Raw genomic sequence first — 18,441 nt, forward strand, 5'->3', positions numbered from 1 at the left:
CGCCCCACAGACGCCAGCGCGTGACGGCCGCGTATGGGGGAGGAGGAGCGCGGCGCCGGGGATCGACCCCAGAGCCTCCCCGGCGTCGCCCCTACCAACACCTACCGACAGGAACGAAATGCGTATCAACGAAATCACGATCTCAGGCGAGGTTTGGATCACCGACGACGAAATCACCGGTGGCCACGACATGTGGCTCGACGGGGAGATCGAAGTGGAGATCGAACAGCGCCACGTTCTCCTGAAGTTCTTTGCGAACGATCAGCATCAGCGGATCAAGTTTCCGATCTCGGACCTGGCCGAACTCGCCGCCCTCGCCGAGAAGCGCAGCCGATGAGCGACACCGGTATCAGCGTGTACATCGCCGCTGTCGACATAGACGACGCCCGCGCCTTGTTCGACGAAGCCCTCGCTGTCGCCAGCGAAGGCGAACGCCACGCGGGCACGTTCCTGAAAGCCACCCGTGACGGTGGCTGCGCCCAGCTCTACACCCACCTCTAACCACGCACGAAACCTGGTGAGCCTCATGGAAACCCTGCCCCTGCTGCGCGCGGTCCTCGACCAGATCACCCGCCACCGGACCACGCACAACCAGTCGTTCTTTCGGCACCGCAACGCCGCCGGCCACATCGAACAGTGCATCGGAGGATGGGCTATCACCCTCTCGCACCGGTACCGGTGGATCGGGAACGACTGCGCGCAGTTCGGGCAGATCCAAGTCGAGGACCTCGCCACCGGCCGAATCCGGTTCGCCGACACGGTCGCGACCGAACTCCTCGGCCTCGAACCCGACGAGTCGATCTTCGTCATCGGCGCCGCCGACGACAAGACAGCCCGCGCGTGGCTCGAAGACCAAGTCGTCGCACGCGAAGCCCGCATATTCGACCAACTGACCAACCCTCTCACCATCGACACGAACGGACACCTCACATGACCACCAAGAAGGTCGACCCGACCTCCAGCTACAGCGGGTACAGCAGCAAGCTCTACCGCCGCGTCGAGGACCTCGCCGAAATCGCCGACTACACCCCGCGCGGGCCTCGGCATGACGCCGCGGTCGACGACTATGTTCGTGCGCTCCACTCGATTTGCGCGCAGCGGACCCTCGAAGACTGGCGCCCCGAAGCAGTCGACGATGCGACCGACGAAGCAGATGGCGTCGAGGAAGAACCCGACCGCATGGACCAGGCTGCGTAACCACCCACGCGTTTACTGGCCGGTAACCATCCCGGCTCGATCGGCGCCCTCGAACTATCCGCGCGGGCACACCTCCACCTGTTGAATCACGACACAATGGGACGTAGTATTTACCACGTAACACGATCTTGAACGGGCCGTCGGCCCCCTACCAGGAGGTTCCAATGAGCAAACACATCCTGCTCCGGCTGGTGGGGGCCGCCGCATCCATTCTCCTCGTCCTCGCGGCATGCATCATCGCCCCAGTGATCGCCGTGGTGAAGCAATGACCGAAAAGCTCCCCAACAAGTTCGCTGGAGCCCCCTGCGCCACCGACGAACACACCGAATGGATGCGCAAACACCGCGGATCACGCTGGGACTGGCTCCTCGCCGGCGAAGACAAGCACTCCGCCAACCGCCGCCGCGCCGCATCCGCCGCGATCTGCACGTCGTGCCCCCTGACTGCGCGCAAGAACTGCGCCGCCCTCCACGCCGAACTCGTCGACCACACCGGATACACCGTCCCCGGCGTGTGGGCCGGAGAGATCTACCGCGACAAAGTCGACAGCCCCAACCGGGTCAACCTCGCTTCTATCCCGACCCTGCCTTTCGAGGCGGAGGCGGAGGCGGCATGACGGACATGGTCGAAGCGATGTACGACACGGCCGCGGTCGTCGCGGCCCGCCACAACGGTGACGACGACGGTATCGCGACCGTTCTCGACTACGGCGACACCCTCGGCATCGTCTTGTCGCTCGCCGACCTCGTGATCCTGCTGGCCGCCCGCGCGAAACTGCCGCTCGACACCCTTGTCGCCACCCTCCGCAGAGGAGCTGACAATGACCGCACCTGAACACGTCCTCCGCGACGACTACCGGCGCGGTGCCGACTGGGTCGCCCACTGCCGATGCGGGTTCACTACGGTGCGACGCGACCGACCGTCCTGCGTCGCAATGCTTTACAAGCACACCATCGACGCCGCCCGCGACACGTCGTGCCCGACCCCGCACAAGAAGGGTCACGGCACCGCCGAAGAAGCCGAAGCGGCCCTCGGACGGTTCCTGCGTCGTCAACGGCCCGGCGCACGCCCGACCCGCATCTACCTGTGCCAGTGCCGGAAATGGCACACCACCAAATCGCCCGCGCGACCCGACCACGGAGTAGCAGCATGAGGATCCTCACCCGTCGCCACCGTGACCCGATCCGGCACCTCGACTTCGCCCTCACCTGCGACGGCGCCAAGGGAACATGTCAACGGCCCGCTAAATACGTTGTCCACCTGCACGGTTGCGCGAACGCCCTGCTGTGCAAGCAGTGCCTCGACAACGACCTTGAATGGGCGGCGGGGCTACCGACCATCAAGTGCGACTACTGCGGACGCGAATCGGACTCGCTCCTCGGCCTCGCCACTGTGAGCCTGCTGTGACCGCCGCACCATGGCCCGACCTGTTCCCGAAACCCCCGTGCGAGTCCACTATCCACGCATTTGGGCCGTTCGCCCCAGCGCCCACATCGACGTTGTGGGCGAACGTGCACAACTGCTGCGACGTGTTCATGTGCGCCGGTTGCCTCGGCCTCCTCGGCGAAGGGTTCGCGAAACATTCACCGATCAAATGCCCCGAATGCGGCGACTCGTTCGCCACCGTCGACGACTACCTCACCTGGGAGGAACTGTGACCGCAGCTGCGGATTTCCATGGGGTGGAATCTCTCGATCCGCGAATCCATTTCGGTGATGAGCAGACACTGTTCGCGCTCAAGCGCGAGTACATCGACGTCGAGGTGATCGCGAGGTTCACCGTAGATGGCGAGCCCGTTTCGAAGGCGCGGGCGCGCTTCACGAACCGTGGTTCGAAAACGCGTGTGTACACCCCGGAGAAGACGCGTGTCGCCGAGGAGCGAGTTGCGTGGAGTTTCCGTGAGGTCGCCCCGTGGCATGAACCGGACAACGAATTCACGTACGGCGTCATGGCCGTGTTCTTCAGCGACACTCGCCAACGTCGCGATGTCGACAACATGCTGAAGCTGATCTGCGACGGCCTGAACGGGGTGGCCTGGCACGACGACGTCCAGGTTGAGGAGATCGCAGGCAGGCGTGGACGCGACCTCATCGGGAACGCTCGCACAGACATCTTGATCTACCGAATCGGCAAGATACAACGGCCCGAAAAGGCGTGCCTTCAGTGCAAACAGCCCTTCCTGATCTACAACAGCACCTCTCGACAAAAGTACTGCTCAGCCCAATGCCGTTCGGATGCCAGGAAAGCTAACCGGGTGCGGACGTGCACTAACTGCGGCGAAACTTTCGAAGCGAACCCCAGCGACGAGAGCACACGATGCTCCCGCAAATGCAGGACCGACGCGACGACGAAACTTCTGGTCTGTGTGGGATGCGGAACGAGCTTCCGCCGACCGCAGTCGTGGGTGAAGACGGACGCATCGTGGTGCTCACGGACATGCCAAGACCAGAACCTCACTCACTGCAAGCACGGCCACGAGTTCACGCCCGAGAACGTCTACCGGCGCCCAAGCGGAGGCGCCCGTGAGTGCCGAACTTGCCGCGCAGCCTCGAGCAAAGCACGACGGACCGCGCCAAGCCCGCCGACTGAAATCGCCTACGACACAGAGGAAACCGCAGCATGACCACGATCATCAGCCGACTCGCACGGCTGCTAGGAGGACCCATGGACGACGAGTTGGGGTACGAACCGTACCTCCCCGAAGTGCGGCAGGCCGCGTCATCGAGACCGGAGTACCAGATCCACTACCGCAACCCGCACACCGGCGAAGAACACACCATCGGCACCGACTCCGTCTCGGTATGGAACCAGCGCAAACAGCTGATCGATGCCGGATATCAGGTTGCGGTCGCCCGCCGGCACGTCACCATCGGCGCCTGGGAAATCGTGGAGGAAGCAGCATGACCGCCCCGCTTGTGGGTCAGGTCGTCACGCTGATCCACGAATCCGAGTTCAGCAAACTCGTCGCCGAAACCTACGGCCGCCCATACCGATTCCAGCAGCAGCAGGACTGCCGGTGGGGGCAAGACACCGTGCACCTGTTCGACGTGCCGCACCCCGAAGGCGGCTGGGAGACTCTCGAGGAATTCCGGTCCTGCTTCGCCGAAGGCGTTCCCACCCTCGAAGAGTGGGCGAACACACCCATCGGCGAATACGACTACCCGTGGCGGGCCAAACTGCACTGGGAGCGCGACTTCTACCCACCGTTCGAAGCCGTCATCGATGACCTGCACGCCCGCGGGCTGATCGAAGCTGGCTCGTACGGCCTCCACGTGTGGTGGTGAGCGATGACCAGCCAGAAAGAAGTCCGAGAGCTACTACAGCACGCCCGCCGCGCCGGATGGATCTACCTCGGCGTCACCGGCCGCAACCACCACAGAATCCGCTGGCCCGCCACCGGCCAAACACTCTCCGTTCCTGGAAGCCCCAGCTTCCCGCTGTTCAACACCTACGGCGACATCGCCAGAATCTCCGGCCCGATCCGAGGCCGAAACCAGCCAAAACGCAACCGACGCACCAAGACGAGGCAACCACGATGACCACCAGCTACCTGTGGCCGATCAACCCGGTCACCACCAACCCGCACGGCCGCCAGCTCCACGCCGACATCGCCATGCGCAACACAGTGCTCCTCGGCCAGGTCGGCTCCGGCCTCCACGGGGTCACCACCGGTGATGATGACCGCGACGAAATGGGCGTCTGCATCGAGCCGCCGACAGCCGCGGTTCCGGTCACCACCCAGGGCCAGGCGCTGTTCGAACAGTACATCTACCGCACCCAGCCCGAAGGCGTCCGGTCCGGCGCCGGCGACCTCGACTTGCTGGTGTATTCGCTGCGAAAGTGGTCCGCGCTTGCCGCGCAGGGCAATCCGACCGTGCTGCTGCTCGCCTTCATTCCTGAGCAGGAGCTCGTCATCCAGTCCGACGTCGGCCGCGACATCCAGGCACACCCAGAACGGTGGCTGTCGCGCGAGGTCGCCAAACGATTCAGCGGGTACCTGGTCAGCCAGCGTGATCAGCTCCTCGGCGTCAAAGCAAAGAAGCACACGAACCGGCCCGAACTGGTCGACGTGTTCGGCTTCGACACCAAATTCGCCTACCACATGGTGCGTTTGGGATGGCAGGGCGTGGAATTGCTGACCACCGGCCGTGTCACGCTCCCGATGCCGCCGCTGCAGCGCGCATGGTTGCAGGAGCTTCGCCGCGGCGAACACACCAAGGAGGAGGCGCTGGATCTGGCCGCCGACCTCCTCGACCAGCTCAACCGGCTCGGCGAATCCGCCGACCTACCGCCGCAGCCGGACCGCGCCGAGATCGGCCGCTGGCTCACTCACACCTACGTGTCCTGGTGGGAGCAGCACGGTCTGATCGGTGGCCGTCATGTCTGATATGGACGATGTCATTTCCCCGTATCAGGCGCGGCTGTACAACGCGGTCATCTTCGGGGAACGGCACGGTCGTCGGCACGCGACCAACGAACTTGCATCGTTGCTGCGGCGTGTGTGGAAGTCGCGTCGTTTCTGGCAGGCGCGGGCGATTGCTGATGCCAAGACGATTGACCTGGTTGGTGCGTTGTGTGAAGCGGAGCAGCGTCGGGCGGGAATCGTGAACGCGTTCGTCCGCACCGATCACATCCTGTACGCCCTGTACCCCGATGGGCCGCCGCCGCAGGGGTGGGACCAGGTGCGGTTTGTCGCGGAGCGGATTTTGCGCGACGCTGCCTGACCGATTCGAAGAATGCCCGTCACATTTTCTGTGGCGGGCATTTTCGTGTGTAAGACGGTTTGACTCGGTACCTATCCTGTGAATAGGTCGAACAGGAGGCCGTGAATGGACCCGGAATACACCGAACCCGTGGGTGACGACGCTGAATTTCCGTGGCTCGGATACGAGGACGAAGACGATTATGAGCAGGACTGCAATTAGCCTCGTCACAGCCGTGTTGACGGTGTTGACCTGGTGGTTCGTGGTGCCCCGATTTCTTGGAGCGATCATCGCGGCGTCGGCAGGTATCAATGACACCGATTGACAAAGGCGTGATCGAACTCTTCTGCATTTCCCATGGCTGCGAAATCTGGCGGGGCCGATACCTCAGCAATGACGAAGCCCGCGCACTGTCCGTGGCCCACGCCCTGCAGCACCACAACCGTCCAATCACGCCCGCCGATCTATTTGGCGACACCACCGGAGAAAACGAATGAGCAACACCCCCGAATTTAGCTACCGCCGCGGTTGGGCAGGAGTCAACTGGCTTGAGAAGGCGGTCTTCGTGTTCCTCGGAGTCATCGCTGTCGTCGATTTCGCGACCGGGGAGATCGGCGAAGGGATCGGGCAACTGGGCTTCATGTGGCTGTTCCTGATCGCCGTGTCCTGGAGGGCCGCGGCCAGGCATTTGCATGCGAAGTACGAGGCAGGCCGTGCCGCAACGCCGCCGGTGAACCACACGATCACGATCAACGGCAACGCAACCGACCGAATCGCCGCCGTCCTTCGCGAATCTCAGCGGAGCAACCTGCGGTACCGCGGCTGATGACCGGTGACGAGGTCGGTGACGACTTCGACTGGCTCGACGGCGAGGACTGCATACGCTGCGGGCTCCATTGGGCCGACTGCGAATGCTGAACCCGCGGCGCCGACCCCGCGAACACCGAACACGACCAACGGAGCGTGAAATGACCAGTCCAGCCGACCACGGCCAACCGATCGAAGCGCCCACCGAAGACGCCACCCCGGGCGACTACTCCACGCCCGGATTCCATCCGCTCGTGCTGTCTGCCGACGGGGTGATCCGCATCCTGCCGTACATCGAAGGAGACAACGCACAGCGTGAATGACGAGCTAGTCGCCGGCGCCCGCAACGCACTCGCCGACGCAGTACACGACCTCGTCGGCATGCAGGTCGAACGCATCGAACGCGACGGGCACCCGGTCTCCGTGCCGGTCGACTCGCTCTACGACCAACTGTGCGAAGCCCGATATGGCGAACGGGCCGACACCGGTGGCGCGCGCCGCCCAGAGCCTGGATCGCGGGCGCCTGGATGGTCGGATGCGATGTCGCTTGTCGAGCTGATCGACCGCAAAGTGGGGGAGTGGTCGATCGGTGCCGCCGCGGTCCCCGGCCGCACGCTCACCGTGCGACGCCTGTACGCGCTCGCTGACGCCACCTGGGCGCCCGAGGAAGTCGCGCACGTGCACAAGCTCGCCCGCGACATCAACGGGTGGGTTGTCCGCGCCCACAACCTCCTCAACGCCGAGCACGAATGGGAGTTGCGCGCCCCCTGCCCGTCCTGCGGAGAGACCACGATGTCGAGCCAGGACAGTGCCGGCGAAACCGTCCGCCAGTACGTGTTGCGCGCGAACCTCAGTGCGGCACAGTGTATTTCGTGCGGCATGGACTGGGCTCCGGAGCAGTACCGGGCCCTCGGTGCATTGATCGGGGCACCGCTCCCGCCAGGGGTGCTCGAATAACGGGTTGACACGACGTAGCGCAGCCATTATGTTGAGACGTAACAACTTCCCGTTGCGAAGCTCACGGTTACTTCTTCTGCTGAAACGACACCGTGAGCGCCTTGATCTCGGGGAGACAACTTCACAGGGGTGCTGTTCCGTAGAGGTGGGTTACTTCCTCTGCTAAAGGAGAGACGCGGGTTCAAATCCCGCCACAGCCCGCGAGGGTTGTGTAGCTCAGCGGCCTAGAGCGCTTACGTTCTCCTACCTCGATTTGATGTCAGCACCCTCCGTGATTGCCTCCCCGGATGCACGTTTCGGGTTGGGAGAAAACTTCACATGGGTGCTGTTCCGAAGGTACGGGTTACTTCCTCAAAACAGCGGGTTGCGGGTTCGAGTCCCGCCGGGCGTCCGCGCCTGTAGCTCAATTGGTAGAGCAGCCGTCAAAAAGACACCTGAACCGCCCTGATGCCAGCACCCTCAATGTGATGCCTCCCAACACAATCCAGTAATCCTGTTGGGAGGCATTCGTCGTGTCCAAATTCAACCAGACCAAAGTCCGCGCTGCGGCAACCGCTGTCGGTCCGATCAAGACCAAAGCGCGCAAGACCACCGTCACCCACGAGGGCGCAGAGGCGCACATCCGCGACAAGCGCTCGGAGCTGTTCCTCCTCGCCGTCGCGAACTTCGTCGGCGAGAACACCTTCTACGAGTCGGCTGACACCCGCGACACCCGCTTCCGCGACCTGATCGCGAACCGGGCCGTCAAAGACGGCGACTGGACCGCGGAACTGCTCGCCTGGATGCGCGGCCCCGAAGGCAACATGCGCTCCGCGTCCCTGGTCGGCGCCGCCGAGTTCGTCAAGGCCCGCCTCGACGCCGGCATCCACGGCGGCAACCGACAGGCCATCAACTCGGTCCTGCAGCGCGCCGACGAGCCCGGCGAGTTCCTCGCCTACTGGATGTCGCGGTTCGGCCGCAAGCTCCCGATGTCGGTCATGCGCGGAGTTGGCGACGCGGCTACGCGCCTGTACAACGAGCGTTCGCTGCTCAAGTACGACACCGCCTCGCACGGGTTCCGGTTCGCTGACGTCCTCGAACTGTGCCACCCGCCCAAGTTCACCCCGAAACAGGGCGACCTGTTCCAGCACGCGATCGACCGCCGCCACAACCGTGACAACGCAATCCCCGAGTCGCTGACCATGCTGCACGCAAACGCAGCATTCAAACAGGTCACCTCTGCCGCGATCGACGGAGCGGCTGCGCGCGGCGACCTCGCCGACGCCGTCGCAAAGGCGGGCATCACCTGGGAACAGCTCGGCAGCTTCGGCGCATGGAATGCCGACCGCTGGGAGGCCATGATTCCGTCGATGGGGTACATGGGGTTGCTCCGCAACCTCCGTAACTTCGACGAGGCTGGCGTGTCCGACAAGATCGCAGCGCAGGTCGCTGCGAAGCTCGCCGACCCGGCCGAGGTCGCGAAGTCGCGGCAGTTCCCGTTCCGGTTCCTGTCGGCATACGAGGCGGCGCCGTCGCTGCGTTGGGGTCACGCCCTCGACCAGGCGCTCGGGCACTCGTTGCGCAACCTGCCAGTCCTCCCAGGGCGGTCGCTGATCCTGATCGACACCTCCGGGTCGATGCAGAACAGCGTGTCGGGGAAGTCGCAGATGCAGATGGTCAAGGCCGCCGCAGTGTTCGGTGTCGCGCTCGGCGTTCGCAACGCTGCTGGTGCCGATATCTACGGGTTCGCGTCCGGCGAGTTCAAGCACAACGTGCAGGCGGGCGCGTCGGCTATGCGGGAGATCGACCGGTTCATCCACCGTGTCGGCGAAGTCGGGCACGGCACCGACATCGCGGGCGCGGTCCGCCGCCAGTACAACGGTCATGACCGGGTGTTCATCATCTCGGACATGCAGACCTGCAGCCCGCAGATCACAGCAGGCGTCCCGCTCAATGTCCCCGTCTACGGGTTCAACTTGTACGGGTACCGTCCGGCCGCGTTCGAGCTGGGTGCGAACCGTCACGAGTTCGGCTCCCTGACCGACTCGACCTTCAAGCTCGTGCCGCTCCTCGAGGCGGGCACCGACGGCGGTTGGCCGTGGCAGAACGGCGACCAGGCCGCCTAGCTTGACATGACGCCCCGCTGACGGGTTAAGCCATCAGCGGGGCGTTTCGGCAACTCGAAGGGACGATCATGCCGAAACGTATTCAGCGACAGCGCACCAAGGGCTGGAAGATGCCGGAAGGTGCCGTGTACGTGGGCCGCCCGACGAAGTGGGGCAACCCGTACAAGGTGCTGCGTGTCGACAAGCCAGGCTTCTACCCGTATGGCTGGCGAGTCCGACCCGAGCCTGCGGTGGCTCTGGTCCGGCACATCTGGCCGACCGAGACCGCTGCCGTTGAGCGCGCGGTCGCGCTGTACCGCAAGAACCTCATCGAACGGATCGCTCACGGGTCGGTCGATGTCACTGAGCTCGCAGGCCGTGACCTTGCCTGCTGGTGTCCGCTCGATCAACCGTGTCACACCGATGCGCTTCTCGAACTGGTCAACCAATGAAGCGGATCCTTGCGCACGTCATCGACCATCTCGATGAACTCGGGCACAGGCTCGGCTGGACCCCGAAATGGTTGTGCGACCTCAACGAATACCTGATCACCGGAGAACGGCGCTCACGATGAACCAGCATCAACTCGACGAACTCACCGGCGACCGCGTCGAATTCGCCATCCACACAGGCGACCCCGGCCCCGACTGCACAGACAACCTCGCGTTCGGCGACGGGCTCCGGCAACCGTACTCGTTCGCAGAAGGTGGCTCCGTCGGGTTCCGTATCCCCGTCATGCCGCTCGAACAGGTGCGGGTGTCGTTGCCGCGGCGCTGGTGGCAGATCCGAACCCGCTACCGCAGCCGCGAGGTGGTGCCGATGGCCCACGTCAAAGCCCTGACGATGTGGTCCAACGGCCAAGCCATCATGCGGCTCAGCCTTCCTGAGCGGGAGTACTGGTTGAAGAGCGGCGACGTTCTCATTGTGACCCCGACGTTTTCCGTGTCATGACCTGGGAAACTCTCAACCCCTCGCGGGTCATGGCCGCAGGCGATTGGCACGGCAACAGCTTCCACGCCATCGCAGCGATCAAGCACGCGGCCGAGCAGGGCGCCGAAGCGATCCTGCACGTCGGCGACTACGGCTACAAATTCGCGCCGAAGTTCATGGCCCGCGTGCAACGCGCCCTGGAAGACACCGGGCTGACGCTGGCATTCGTTGACGGCAACCACGACGACCACGATCGGCTTGGCGCGCTCATCGCCGAACACAGCGTCACTGCGATCCCCATGCGCCCGAACATCATCTACCTCCCCCGCGGGTACCGGTGGACATGGTCGGGGGTGTCGTTCCTGGCGCTCGGTGGCGCGCATAGCGTGGACCGGTTGTGGCGTGCCCGCGGGGAATGGTGGGCGCGCGAAACCATCACCATCGGCGAAGCGGTCACCGCGGCGAACGGCGGCCACGCCGATGTGATGATCTGCCACGACGTGCCGGATGGTGTCCGCATCCCGTGCATCGAGGGCAACCCGGTCGGATTCCCGGAGTCTGAAATCGCAGCAGCCCAACAGCACCGAGAACTCCTGCGCCGCGTCGTCGACGAGGTTCAGCCCGCGCACCTGTTCGCCGGCCACTACCACTGCCGCCTCGACACCACCCTGGTCGGCCGCGACTACCGCACCGAGGTCCACATCCTCGACATGGACGGCGGACGCATGACCGACAACATGGCAATGATCGAACTCAGTGCAATCGAACACGTCGTGACATAGACAATACGACGTAACGCGATTATGCTTCGGGTATGGCCCTCACCACCCCAAAGAACCCGAACTACGCTGCCGTCGTAGTCCGTTTGACCGCGGTCAACGCGCTCGACCGCTGCGACAACATCGCCGGCGCCCCTGTGCTCGGCTACCAGGCAATCGTCGGCAAAGACCGGGCTGCCGGTGATCTCGGCATCGTCTTCACGGCCGAGACACAGCTGTCCGAGGAGTTCGCGCGGGTCAACAACCAGCACTCCGATACCGAGCTGAACGCCGACCCCGCCGAGAAGGGGTACTTGGAGAAGACCCGCCGCGTCCGGGCGATCAAGCTCCGCGGCCACCGCTCCGACGCTCTGTTCCTGCCGCTTGAGGCGCTGGCGTACACCGGTTTCGACATCACCAAGCTGGCGCCGGGCGACACATTCGACGAGCTCAACGGGCACCCCATCTGCGCGAAGTACGAGGTCAAGAAGGTCGGCCCCGCCCAGACCCAGAAGAACAAAGCCAAGACCTACGAGCGGGTCGACCGCAAGCACTTCCACCTGCACGTCGACACCGACAACTACTTCCGTGTCGCTGACAGCATCCCCGCCGACGCCGAGATCATCGTCACCGCCAAGTACCACGGCACGTCATGGCGCGGCGCGAACACCGTTGTCGCCCGCCAGCTTTCCTGGCTGGAGCGGTTGGCGAAGAAGTTCGGTGTCCGCGTGCAGGAGACCGAGTACGACCACGTCTTCGGCTCGCGGCGCGTCCTCAAGGACATCAACAACCCCCGCCAGGATCACTTCTACCTTTCCGATATCTGGTCGGAATACGGTGCCCGTCTCGGCGATCTCCTGCCAGAGGGGTTCATCGTTTTCGGTGAACTCGTCGGCTGGACGGGCGACGGCGCCGAGATCCAGGCCGGGTATTCGTACGGGCTGCCGAAGGGCACCAGCCAGCTGTTCGTGTACCGGGTCGCTCAGATCAACCCGCAGGGCCGCCTGACCGACCTGTCGTGGGACCAGACGGTTGAGTTCTGCGACGACCACGGGCTGAAGACAGTCCCCGTGCTGTGGCGGGGCAAGCACCGTTACTTCGACGTGGACCAGTACCTCGACGTCCGGTTTAACGACATTGGCTACACCCAGACGCTCCCGCTCGGCGCGAACAAAAAGATCGTCGACGAGGGCGTTGTAGTTCGCGTCGAGGGCCTCGTCCCATACCTGGCAAAGGCCAAGTCGGCGAAGTTCTTCGAGCACGAGACCAAGCAGCTCGACGAGGACGTCGTCGACCTGGAGACCGAAGGCGGTGTCGCCGCATGACCACCACCGAACTGGTCGACGTGATCCCCGTTTCGGTGCGCCCGACGGTGTTCATTCCGCGCGGGTACCCCGGTGCGGGAAAGACGTACCTGTTTGCGTCGCTGCGGAAGTCCCATCCGATGCTGGCCAGGGTGTCACGTGATGATCTGCGCGCGACCTTGTTTGCGGCGGAGGGTCGCCTCACGCACGCGCAGGAAGAGATCATTTCCAAAGCCGAACGCGCACAGGCCGCCGCCCTGCTCGACGCGGGCTATGACGTTTTCGTCGACGCGATGAACTTGCGCCCGCAGTGGACGCGTGGGTGGGCGAACTTCGCAGCGTTGCACGGTGCTGAGATCTCCGTGATTGATCTCGATACCTCGGTCGACGAATGCATCCGTCGTGATGCTCTGCGCGGCGCTGCGGGTGGTCGAATGGTGGGGGAGGACGCGATCCGCGCGGTCGCGAAGCGGTTCCCCCGAAAGCATTGGGCGAAGGTGGAGCCGTCGCTGGACCTGCATTTCTACCCGACTCCGTACGTGCCGAATCCGGTGCTGCCGCCGGCGTGGATCGTCGACGTCGACGGGACTCTCGCGAAGAAGCACCCGGATCGTGGGATCTACGACTACACCCAGGTCCATCGCGATATCCCGATCGCGCACACGGTGGAGGTGGTACAGAAGCTCGCTCAGGATTCGGCGATCATCGTGTTGTCCGGTCGCGACTCGGACTGCATCACCGAAACTGCGGATTGGTTGCTCGGCAACGGTGTGAAGTTCACCGAGCTGCACATGCGAGAGGCGGGGGACAAGCGACCGGACTACTTGATCAAGTACGAGATCTTCGACCGCGAGCTGCGGAACCGTTTCCACGTGCTCGGCGCCTTCGACGACCGCCTCCAAGTGTGCCGTCTCTGGCACCGCCTGGGTGTCCCGTTGCTGCGCTTGGGGGTGCCCGATCATGACGATTTCTGATCTGGTCGGCTCCGAGTGGGAGTCGAAGGACGGCCGGCGCGGGCTGGTGGTGCTGAGTGAGGCGGCGCCGTGGCGTGGCGAGATTCAGTTCCTGGTGAAAGGCACACACGGGTCGACTCGTGAGCGCTTGATCGGCTACCACGGGCTGCGCGCCAAGTACCGGCGCATCGACACCCCGGCGCCGACAGCCCAGGAGCTGAAGGCACGCGTCGCGAAGTTGGAGGAGTTCGTGGCGGATCTCGCTGGCCATGGTCTCCGGTTCGATCTGGATCCGACGTTGCTGGTGCCGCGTGACGGGTCGGTCGCGCCGCATCTCATCGACTACTTAACTCGGGCCGACTCGTCGATTCGTGAGCGTGCTGCGGCGCTGTTGCCGGAGGTGTCGTCGTGATCGAGTTTGTGTCGGGTGGACGCCAGTTCGGGAAGACGGTCGCGATGATCCGTCTGGCTGCCGAGCATGGCGGGTACATCGTTGTCCCTAATCACCGGCAGGCCAGGCATGTCGCGGACCAGGCCGAAGCGATGGGTTTGTCGATTCCCTTCCCGATGACGTGGACCGAGTTCGCGCAGGGCCGGTACTCGCCGCGGGGTGTGCGGAATGTCGTGATCGACAACCTCGACCAATGCCTGCAGTCGATGGCAACGGTGCCGATCCTCGGTGCGTCCATTCCCGCGGCAAGGCAGGCGTGATGGGGCACACGATCATCAAGCCGACCCGTGACGAGGACTTCTACGTCGTGTACTCGTCCGTGGTGGATGCGCCGATCCGGTGCGGTACTCGCGCTGAGTTGGAGTCCACCTACGAGCATGCGGGCGCTGACCGATTCGCTCGTGCCGACGAGCACGGTTCATCTTCGAAGCTCGGTTGGGATGGGTGGGCTGAGCAAACCATCACGGTGCGGGAAGGTTTCCGGCCCGAGGCGTACCCAGCGAATGCTTGGTGCGCGACCGTCGCCCGCGCGGACCTCCGCCAGTTCTGTGAATCCGTTGACGCCGACGGCTACTGGAACCCACCCGAGGGGCTCATCACCTGGGAGCTCTTCGACGAGGAGGACGGCCGTGGTTAGGACGATCCTGCGCCGCGCCCGCAAGTCCCATTGGTGTGAGAGCTGTGACCACCGCACCATCAAGCCCGGCGACCAGTACCTCAGCGGGACCGTCTTCCCTGGCGACGACATGGGCACCGCCGACAAACACCCTGTCCAACTGCGCGAGTGCCGCACCTGCGCCGAGCGGTACGGCCGCGGCGACCGATTCACACCCACCGAGGAGACGAACCATGTCTGAGATGTCGGTCCGCGATACAGCGGTCATGGCTCTGCCCACAGATACCGCTGAGGATTTGGAGCGGAAGGCGATCCAGATCCGGGAGGTTCTGGCCTCGCATGGTGCGCCCGACGGGAAGGCCGATGAGGGCATCGAAATCTGGACTGAGATGGCTGTACGTATGCGGCAGGGCGGATTCTGCACCTTCGGCGATTGGCAAGCGCACGTGGAGGCCCTCGGTGGGTAAGACGTCGATCGAATGGACGGACCAGACCTGGAATCCGGTCACTGGCTGCGACAAGGTGTCTCCAGGCTGCGACCACTGCTACGCCGAGGGAATCGCGCACCGGTTCGCCGGCACCCCGCAGTTCCCGAACGGGTTTGGGGTGACTCTGCGACCGGAGCGCCTGGACGATCCGCTGCACTGGCGGAAGCCGCGGCGAGTGTTCGTCAACAGCATGTCGGACCTGTTCCACAAGGATGTGCCGGACGAGTTCATCGCGCGTGTGTTCGCGGCGATGGCGAGGGCGCCGCAGCACACGTTTCAGATCCTGACGAAGCGGCCGGGCCGGATGCGTTCGCTGCTCGGTGACGATCTCGACGGTCCGCAACGTCTCCTCGAGGCCACAAGCGATGAGGAGACGGCCGCCGTGCTCTATGACGCGCCCTGGCCGTTGCCGAACGTCTGGCTGGGTGTCTCGGCTGAGGACCAGAAGTGGGCCGATGTCCGTATCCCGGTACTGCTCGATACCCCGGCAGCTGTCCGATTTCTCAGCGCCGAACCGCTACTCGGACCGATCGACCTCCACGGCCCGCTCGACGAATCAGGACACCACCGGCCACGGCTGACGTACTGGCTCACCGGCGAACCCGGTTGGGACAACGACGGCTATCTGAAGATCGGGCCGAAGCTCGACTGGGTGATCGTCGGTGGCGAGTCCGGGCGCGGTGCCCGGCCGATGCACCCAGATTGGGCGCGCACACTCCGCGACCAGTGCACGCAATCCGATGTCCCGTTCCTGTTCAAACAGTGGGGCGAGTACGTGACGCCCAACCAGATGACCGAAGAAGCCTTCAGAAGCTGGGACATCGAACACGGTTCCGGCGAAACCCGGGATGCGTACTGGCGCGTTGGCAAGAAGGCCGCTGGCCGCGAGCTGGACGAACGCACCTGGGACGAGTACCCGAAGGAGCTCGGCCGATGATCCGCCCAGTGACCTACTACGAAGCCATCTGCGACAAGTGCGGGGTCAGCGCGCACGAGGGCGGTGACATCTCTGCGTGGGGCGATGCCGAGCTGGCTTTGGAGGATGCCGAGGGATGCGACTGGGTGACACCCGGCTCTGCCCCGCCCGGCCCACTGACGACCGCCGGACGGCATTACTGCCCGGAATGCGCAGCCACCGAGGAGGAGGCCGGTGTCTGATCTGACCGATGCAAGGCTGAGTGCCATCGCGGAGCGCCCATGGATCGCGGGCGCACACGAGGCAACCACGATGGCCGCCGAACTGCTGGCCTTGCGCGCCCGTGCCGCCGAGTTGGAGGCGTGGCAGTCCCGTGCAGTGCAGCAGGCTCGCCGCGCTGCCGACGACACTGACCGCTGGAACACGTTGTGGCAGGCCGCAGATGGCCAGGCGACGGACTTGGCGGACATGATCGACGCCATCCTCGCTGAGCGCGACACAGCCCGCGCCCGTGTCACCGAACTGGAGGACCAGTTGCGGGAGAAGGGCAACCGCGTCGGCCGCCTGGAGGACCTGGCGCGCACTGCCTGCGCCGACGGTGCTGACGCCCGCGCCCATGCCACCGAGCTGGAGGCCCTGGTCGATCGTGTGCGGGCGGCCCTGGCCGACCATCCGCGCTGCGACGTCCACCCCGACACGGTGATCTCGTGCGGGTGGAAGCTCGCCGTCGCTTCGGTTCAGGCCGCCGTCGATGCCGCACCCGCCCAGCGGGAGCCGATCGGGTACGTCGTGGTCACCACCAACATCCACGGCGAACGGCACGTCCCGACCAAAATCCTCACGCGCGATGATGCCGAGGAAGCAGCCGACTACTGGCGCAGAGTGCTTCCCGGTATCCCAGACGCCCGCGTGGTCGGGCTGCGGGAGGTGGGCGAGTGACCGCAGTGATGCTGGTGCTGTGGCTGTTGGTCGCGGTCGTCGTGCTCGCGTTCCTGGCTGTCGTCACCCTGCTCGTTTACGGGCTGGTCCAGCTCATGCGTGAGGTAGCCGCCGAGATGAAGACGAACGGAGTATCCGAGTGAACGAAAAGCCGCCCTGGTGGCCGGGGATCTGGTTCTACGGACCGCGTCCCTTCTACGGCATCCGTCGGAACGTGGTGCCGTGGCTGGGTAGCGACGGCACCGAGGACATGGACATCCCTCTGACCGAAATGTGGTGCCGGCAAACGGTCGTGCTCCCGCTGCTCGGGCTCGGCGCGATCATCATCGGCCTGCCCTGGCACCGGCTCACCGAATGCTGCCCAGAACTGCTGGAAGCGAACACCTGATGACCTGCCCTGAATGCCATGTCCTGCTAGGGGAATCGACCCCGGAGCGCCTCGAAACCCACCGACTGTGGAAGCACCCGACCTCGGCTGAGATCGCCGCGGTGTGGCCGGCGATCGCTGGCACCGCGGCACGGACTGAGTTCGCTGTTCTCGACAGCGACCCCCTCCGCGCCGGGGCGTTGCTCGACGAGCTGTATCAGCTTGTCCTGCGTGCAAAGACCTATGTGGATGACCAATTGACCGAGGAGGTCACGCAATGAATGACTTGTGGGACGACGTGCGTGCCTTTAACGCCGCTTGTGGCGTGTCGATGCGTCATACGCCGGGCTGGGCGCCTGGTCCTGACGTCGCGCTCGCGCTGCGGCTGGTGGTGGAGGAGCGTGACGAGTTGCTGTTCGCGCTTGCGTCCCGGAACCTCGTCGGAGCCGCGGATGCGATCGCCGACAGCCTGTACGTGCGCGCGGGCCTTCTCCTCCGATTGGGCCTGGCGCGCACCTACATTCATGACCTGATCACCAAGTCCACCGAGCCGCCGTCATGGGCTGACTTCGATGCCACGAAGACGATGGCGTACATCGGCGACGAGCTCGAGAAGGTCGACCAGCGGATCCGGGACGCGATCATCGCTCGCGACCTGATCGAGGTCGACGTCGCAATTCACGAGTCGATGTACCAGCTGAGCGCGCTGGCGATCATTCTGCACGTGCCGATGGACCGCGTGTGGGCTGAGGTTCAGCGCAGCAACATTGCGAAAATGGTCGACGGCGAAGTCATCCGGCGCGACGACGGGAAGATCGAGAAGCCCGAGGGATGGACCCCGCCCGACATCGCCGGCGTGCTCGGCATGGACGTGATCGGGGATGCTGCATGACCCCGGCCGAGGCTGCGTAACTGCTCGGCTAGGCTCAACAGCTGTCCACAACACCCCACCAGTCTGGACGCCTAGGAGA

General features: G+C 64.6%; 34 protein-coding genes and 1 tRNA gene. All 35 read left to right on the top strand.

The genetic code is table 11. The features are described from left to right. Positions 1-118: 118 nt before the first annotated feature. Complete coding sequence (locus ACFWFP_RS29070; RefSeq protein WP_379300268.1) at positions 119-337, top strand: hypothetical protein; 219 nt, start codon at positions 119-121, stop codon at positions 335-337. Beyond that, positions 334-501: a hypothetical protein gene (locus ACFWFP_RS29075; RefSeq protein WP_379300270.1), complete on the top strand. Its 168-nt coding sequence runs from the start codon at positions 334-336 to the stop codon at positions 499-501. The genes ACFWFP_RS29070 and ACFWFP_RS29075 overlap by 4 nt, the downstream gene beginning before the upstream one ends. 25 nt (positions 502-526) lie before the next feature. Next, complete coding sequence (locus ACFWFP_RS29080; protein ID WP_379300272.1) at positions 527-934, top strand: hypothetical protein; 408 nt, start codon at positions 527-529, stop codon at positions 932-934. Then, the gene (locus ACFWFP_RS29085) at positions 931-1,197 is read left to right on the top strand and encodes a hypothetical protein (protein ID WP_379300274.1); all 267 of its coding nucleotides are present in this window, start codon (positions 931-933) and stop codon (positions 1,195-1,197) included. The genes ACFWFP_RS29080 and ACFWFP_RS29085 overlap by 4 nt, the downstream gene beginning before the upstream one ends. 265 nt (positions 1,198-1,462) lie before the next feature. Continuing rightward, positions 1,463-1,813, top strand: coding sequence for a hypothetical protein (locus ACFWFP_RS29090; RefSeq protein WP_379300276.1), 351 nt, complete (start codon positions 1,463-1,465; stop codon positions 1,811-1,813). After that, positions 1,810-2,031, top strand: coding sequence for a hypothetical protein (locus ACFWFP_RS29095; RefSeq protein ID WP_379300278.1), 222 nt, complete (start codon positions 1,810-1,812; stop codon positions 2,029-2,031). Before ACFWFP_RS29090 ends, ACFWFP_RS29095 begins: the two co-directional genes overlap by 4 nt. Further along, positions 2,018-2,350: a hypothetical protein gene (locus tag ACFWFP_RS29100; RefSeq protein WP_379300280.1), complete on the top strand. Its 333-nt coding sequence runs from the start codon at positions 2,018-2,020 to the stop codon at positions 2,348-2,350. The genes ACFWFP_RS29095 and ACFWFP_RS29100 overlap by 14 nt, the downstream gene beginning before the upstream one ends. Continuing rightward, positions 2,347-2,604 (top strand): hypothetical protein, encoded by a 258-nt coding sequence (locus ACFWFP_RS29105; RefSeq protein ID WP_379300282.1) that lies wholly within the window; start codon positions 2,347-2,349, stop codon positions 2,602-2,604. Before ACFWFP_RS29100 ends, ACFWFP_RS29105 begins: the two co-directional genes overlap by 4 nt. A 247-nt stretch (positions 2,605-2,851) precedes the next feature. Then, on the top strand, positions 2,852-3,820 hold the full coding sequence (locus tag ACFWFP_RS29110) for a RusA family crossover junction endodeoxyribonuclease (protein ID WP_379300284.1): 969 nt from the start codon (positions 2,852-2,854) through the stop codon (positions 3,818-3,820). A gap of 41 nt (positions 3,821-3,861) precedes the next feature. Beyond that, entirely contained in the window at positions 3,862-4,101 is a 240-nt protein-coding gene (locus tag ACFWFP_RS29115) for a hypothetical protein (protein WP_379300286.1), read from the top strand. Beyond that, on the top strand, positions 4,098-4,481 hold the full coding sequence (locus ACFWFP_RS29120; RefSeq protein ID WP_379300288.1) for a hypothetical protein: 384 nt from the start codon (positions 4,098-4,100) through the stop codon (positions 4,479-4,481). Before ACFWFP_RS29115 ends, ACFWFP_RS29120 begins: the two co-directional genes overlap by 4 nt. Before the next feature lie 251 nt (positions 4,482-4,732). Next, a complete protein-coding gene (locus ACFWFP_RS29125) occupies positions 4,733-5,584 on the top strand; it encodes a DNA polymerase beta superfamily protein (RefSeq protein ID WP_379300290.1) in 852 nt (283 codons plus the stop codon). Next, positions 5,577-5,921, top strand: coding sequence for a hypothetical protein (locus ACFWFP_RS29130; RefSeq protein WP_379300292.1), 345 nt, complete (start codon positions 5,577-5,579; stop codon positions 5,919-5,921). The genes ACFWFP_RS29125 and ACFWFP_RS29130 overlap by 8 nt, the downstream gene beginning before the upstream one ends. A 290-nt stretch (positions 5,922-6,211) precedes the next feature. Continuing rightward, positions 6,212-6,397, top strand: coding sequence for a hypothetical protein (locus ACFWFP_RS29135; protein ID WP_379300294.1), 186 nt, complete (start codon positions 6,212-6,214; stop codon positions 6,395-6,397). Next, on the top strand, positions 6,394-6,726 hold the full coding sequence (locus tag ACFWFP_RS29140) for a hypothetical protein (RefSeq protein WP_379300295.1): 333 nt from the start codon (positions 6,394-6,396) through the stop codon (positions 6,724-6,726). Before ACFWFP_RS29135 ends, ACFWFP_RS29140 begins: the two co-directional genes overlap by 4 nt. A gap of 142 nt (positions 6,727-6,868) precedes the next feature. Further along, on the top strand, positions 6,869-7,030 hold the full coding sequence (locus ACFWFP_RS29145) for a hypothetical protein (RefSeq protein ID WP_379300297.1): 162 nt from the start codon (positions 6,869-6,871) through the stop codon (positions 7,028-7,030). Further along, positions 7,023-7,664, top strand: a complete 642-nt coding sequence (locus tag ACFWFP_RS29150; protein ID WP_379300299.1) for a hypothetical protein — start codon at positions 7,023-7,025, stop codon at positions 7,662-7,664. Before ACFWFP_RS29145 ends, ACFWFP_RS29150 begins: the two co-directional genes overlap by 8 nt. A 129-nt stretch (positions 7,665-7,793) precedes the next feature. After that, a tRNA-Leu gene (locus ACFWFP_RS29155) sits at positions 7,794-7,865 on the top strand. A gap of 311 nt (positions 7,866-8,176) precedes the next feature. Beyond that, positions 8,177-9,769: a TROVE domain-containing protein gene (locus ACFWFP_RS29160; RefSeq protein WP_379300301.1), complete on the top strand. Its 1,593-nt coding sequence runs from the start codon at positions 8,177-8,179 to the stop codon at positions 9,767-9,769. Positions 9,770-9,837: 68 nt separating this feature from the next. Further along, complete coding sequence (locus ACFWFP_RS29165) at positions 9,838-10,200, top strand: DUF4326 domain-containing protein (protein ID WP_379300303.1); 363 nt, start codon at positions 9,838-9,840, stop codon at positions 10,198-10,200. Positions 10,201-10,318: 118 nt separating this feature from the next. Further along, positions 10,319-10,699: a hypothetical protein gene (locus ACFWFP_RS29170; protein ID WP_379300305.1), complete on the top strand. Its 381-nt coding sequence runs from the start codon at positions 10,319-10,321 to the stop codon at positions 10,697-10,699. Next, on the top strand, positions 10,696-11,460 hold the full coding sequence (locus ACFWFP_RS29175) for a metallophosphoesterase (protein WP_379300307.1): 765 nt from the start codon (positions 10,696-10,698) through the stop codon (positions 11,458-11,460). Before ACFWFP_RS29170 ends, ACFWFP_RS29175 begins: the two co-directional genes overlap by 4 nt. A gap of 32 nt (positions 11,461-11,492) precedes the next feature. Further along, complete coding sequence (locus ACFWFP_RS29180) at positions 11,493-12,761, top strand: RNA ligase family protein (protein ID WP_379300309.1); 1,269 nt, start codon at positions 11,493-11,495, stop codon at positions 12,759-12,761. Beyond that, complete coding sequence (locus ACFWFP_RS29185; RefSeq protein ID WP_379300311.1) at positions 12,758-13,714, top strand: AAA family ATPase; 957 nt, start codon at positions 12,758-12,760, stop codon at positions 13,712-13,714. The genes ACFWFP_RS29180 and ACFWFP_RS29185 overlap by 4 nt, the downstream gene beginning before the upstream one ends. Next, positions 13,701-14,105, top strand: coding sequence for a hypothetical protein (locus ACFWFP_RS29190; RefSeq protein WP_379300313.1), 405 nt, complete (start codon positions 13,701-13,703; stop codon positions 14,103-14,105). Before ACFWFP_RS29185 ends, ACFWFP_RS29190 begins: the two co-directional genes overlap by 14 nt. Further along, a complete protein-coding gene (locus tag ACFWFP_RS29195) occupies positions 14,102-14,404 on the top strand; it encodes a hypothetical protein (protein WP_379300315.1) in 303 nt (100 codons plus the stop codon). The genes ACFWFP_RS29190 and ACFWFP_RS29195 overlap by 4 nt, the downstream gene beginning before the upstream one ends. Beyond that, positions 14,404-14,781: a hypothetical protein gene (locus tag ACFWFP_RS29200; RefSeq protein WP_379300317.1), complete on the top strand. Its 378-nt coding sequence runs from the start codon at positions 14,404-14,406 to the stop codon at positions 14,779-14,781. The genes ACFWFP_RS29195 and ACFWFP_RS29200 overlap by 1 nt, the downstream gene beginning before the upstream one ends. Continuing rightward, complete coding sequence (locus ACFWFP_RS29205; RefSeq protein WP_379300319.1) at positions 14,774-15,001, top strand: hypothetical protein; 228 nt, start codon at positions 14,774-14,776, stop codon at positions 14,999-15,001. Before ACFWFP_RS29200 ends, ACFWFP_RS29205 begins: the two co-directional genes overlap by 8 nt. 98 nt (positions 15,002-15,099) lie before the next feature. Beyond that, a complete protein-coding gene (locus tag ACFWFP_RS29210) occupies positions 15,100-16,185 on the top strand; it encodes a DUF5131 family protein (protein WP_379300321.1) in 1,086 nt (361 codons plus the stop codon). After that, on the top strand, positions 16,182-16,406 hold the full coding sequence (locus ACFWFP_RS29215) for a hypothetical protein (RefSeq protein ID WP_379300323.1): 225 nt from the start codon (positions 16,182-16,184) through the stop codon (positions 16,404-16,406). The genes ACFWFP_RS29210 and ACFWFP_RS29215 overlap by 4 nt, the downstream gene beginning before the upstream one ends. Further along, complete coding sequence (locus tag ACFWFP_RS29220) at positions 16,399-17,103, top strand: hypothetical protein (protein ID WP_379300325.1); 705 nt, start codon at positions 16,399-16,401, stop codon at positions 17,101-17,103. The genes ACFWFP_RS29215 and ACFWFP_RS29220 overlap by 8 nt, the downstream gene beginning before the upstream one ends. Then, a complete protein-coding gene (locus tag ACFWFP_RS29225; RefSeq protein WP_379300327.1) occupies positions 17,100-17,246 on the top strand; it encodes a hypothetical protein in 147 nt (48 codons plus the stop codon). The genes ACFWFP_RS29220 and ACFWFP_RS29225 overlap by 4 nt, the downstream gene beginning before the upstream one ends. Next, a complete protein-coding gene (locus ACFWFP_RS29230; protein WP_379300329.1) occupies positions 17,243-17,491 on the top strand; it encodes a hypothetical protein in 249 nt (82 codons plus the stop codon). The genes ACFWFP_RS29225 and ACFWFP_RS29230 overlap by 4 nt, the downstream gene beginning before the upstream one ends. Further along, entirely contained in the window at positions 17,491-17,751 is a 261-nt protein-coding gene (locus ACFWFP_RS29235; protein WP_379300331.1) for a hypothetical protein, read from the top strand. The genes ACFWFP_RS29230 and ACFWFP_RS29235 overlap by 1 nt, the downstream gene beginning before the upstream one ends. Continuing rightward, a complete protein-coding gene (locus ACFWFP_RS29240) occupies positions 17,748-18,362 on the top strand; it encodes a hypothetical protein (protein WP_379300332.1) in 615 nt (204 codons plus the stop codon). The genes ACFWFP_RS29235 and ACFWFP_RS29240 overlap by 4 nt, the downstream gene beginning before the upstream one ends. The last annotated feature ends 79 nt before the right edge of the window (positions 18,363-18,441 follow it).

The organism is Nocardia sp. NPDC060249 (genome assembly GCF_042728755.1).
Taxonomy (GTDB): domain Bacteria; phylum Actinomycetota; class Actinomycetes; order Mycobacteriales; family Mycobacteriaceae; genus Nocardia.

Coding starts and splice junctions, on each gene's coding strand:
- ACFWFP_RS29070 (WP_379300268.1), top strand. CDS start 119: ATGCGTATCAACGAAATCACGATCTCAGGCGAGGTTTGGATCACCGAC.
- ACFWFP_RS29075 (WP_379300270.1), top strand. CDS start 334: ATGAGCGACACCGGTATCAGCGTGTACATCGCCGCTGTCGACATAGAC.
- ACFWFP_RS29080 (WP_379300272.1), top strand. CDS start 527: ATGGAAACCCTGCCCCTGCTGCGCGCGGTCCTCGACCAGATCACCCGC.
- ACFWFP_RS29085 (WP_379300274.1), top strand. CDS start 931: ATGACCACCAAGAAGGTCGACCCGACCTCCAGCTACAGCGGGTACAGC.
- ACFWFP_RS29090 (WP_379300276.1), top strand. CDS start 1,463: ATGACCGAAAAGCTCCCCAACAAGTTCGCTGGAGCCCCCTGCGCCACC.
- ACFWFP_RS29095 (WP_379300278.1), top strand. CDS start 1,810: ATGACGGACATGGTCGAAGCGATGTACGACACGGCCGCGGTCGTCGCG.
- ACFWFP_RS29100 (WP_379300280.1), top strand. CDS start 2,018: ATGACCGCACCTGAACACGTCCTCCGCGACGACTACCGGCGCGGTGCC.
- ACFWFP_RS29105 (WP_379300282.1), top strand. CDS start 2,347: ATGAGGATCCTCACCCGTCGCCACCGTGACCCGATCCGGCACCTCGAC.
- ACFWFP_RS29115 (WP_379300286.1), top strand. CDS start 3,862: ATGGACGACGAGTTGGGGTACGAACCGTACCTCCCCGAAGTGCGGCAG.
- ACFWFP_RS29120 (WP_379300288.1), top strand. CDS start 4,098: ATGACCGCCCCGCTTGTGGGTCAGGTCGTCACGCTGATCCACGAATCC.
- ACFWFP_RS29125 (WP_379300290.1), top strand. CDS start 4,733: ATGACCACCAGCTACCTGTGGCCGATCAACCCGGTCACCACCAACCCG.
- ACFWFP_RS29130 (WP_379300292.1), top strand. CDS start 5,577: ATGTCTGATATGGACGATGTCATTTCCCCGTATCAGGCGCGGCTGTAC.
- ACFWFP_RS29135 (WP_379300294.1), top strand. CDS start 6,212: ATGACACCGATTGACAAAGGCGTGATCGAACTCTTCTGCATTTCCCAT.
- ACFWFP_RS29140 (WP_379300295.1), top strand. CDS start 6,394: ATGAGCAACACCCCCGAATTTAGCTACCGCCGCGGTTGGGCAGGAGTC.
- ACFWFP_RS29145 (WP_379300297.1), top strand. CDS start 6,869: ATGACCAGTCCAGCCGACCACGGCCAACCGATCGAAGCGCCCACCGAA.
- ACFWFP_RS29165 (WP_379300303.1), top strand. CDS start 9,838: ATGCCGAAACGTATTCAGCGACAGCGCACCAAGGGCTGGAAGATGCCG.
- ACFWFP_RS29170 (WP_379300305.1), top strand. CDS start 10,319: ATGAACCAGCATCAACTCGACGAACTCACCGGCGACCGCGTCGAATTC.
- ACFWFP_RS29175 (WP_379300307.1), top strand. CDS start 10,696: ATGACCTGGGAAACTCTCAACCCCTCGCGGGTCATGGCCGCAGGCGAT.
- ACFWFP_RS29180 (WP_379300309.1), top strand. CDS start 11,493: ATGGCCCTCACCACCCCAAAGAACCCGAACTACGCTGCCGTCGTAGTC.
- ACFWFP_RS29185 (WP_379300311.1), top strand. CDS start 12,758: ATGACCACCACCGAACTGGTCGACGTGATCCCCGTTTCGGTGCGCCCG.
- ACFWFP_RS29190 (WP_379300313.1), top strand. CDS start 13,701: ATGACGATTTCTGATCTGGTCGGCTCCGAGTGGGAGTCGAAGGACGGC.
- ACFWFP_RS29200 (WP_379300317.1), top strand. CDS start 14,404: ATGGGGCACACGATCATCAAGCCGACCCGTGACGAGGACTTCTACGTC.
- ACFWFP_RS29210 (WP_379300321.1), top strand. CDS start 15,100: ATGGTGCGCCCGACGGGAAGGCCGATGAGGGCATCGAAATCTGGACTG.
- ACFWFP_RS29215 (WP_379300323.1), top strand. CDS start 16,182: ATGATCCGCCCAGTGACCTACTACGAAGCCATCTGCGACAAGTGCGGG.
- ACFWFP_RS29235 (WP_379300331.1), top strand. CDS start 17,491: ATGACCTGCCCTGAATGCCATGTCCTGCTAGGGGAATCGACCCCGGAG.
- ACFWFP_RS29240 (WP_379300332.1), top strand. CDS start 17,748: ATGAATGACTTGTGGGACGACGTGCGTGCCTTTAACGCCGCTTGTGGC.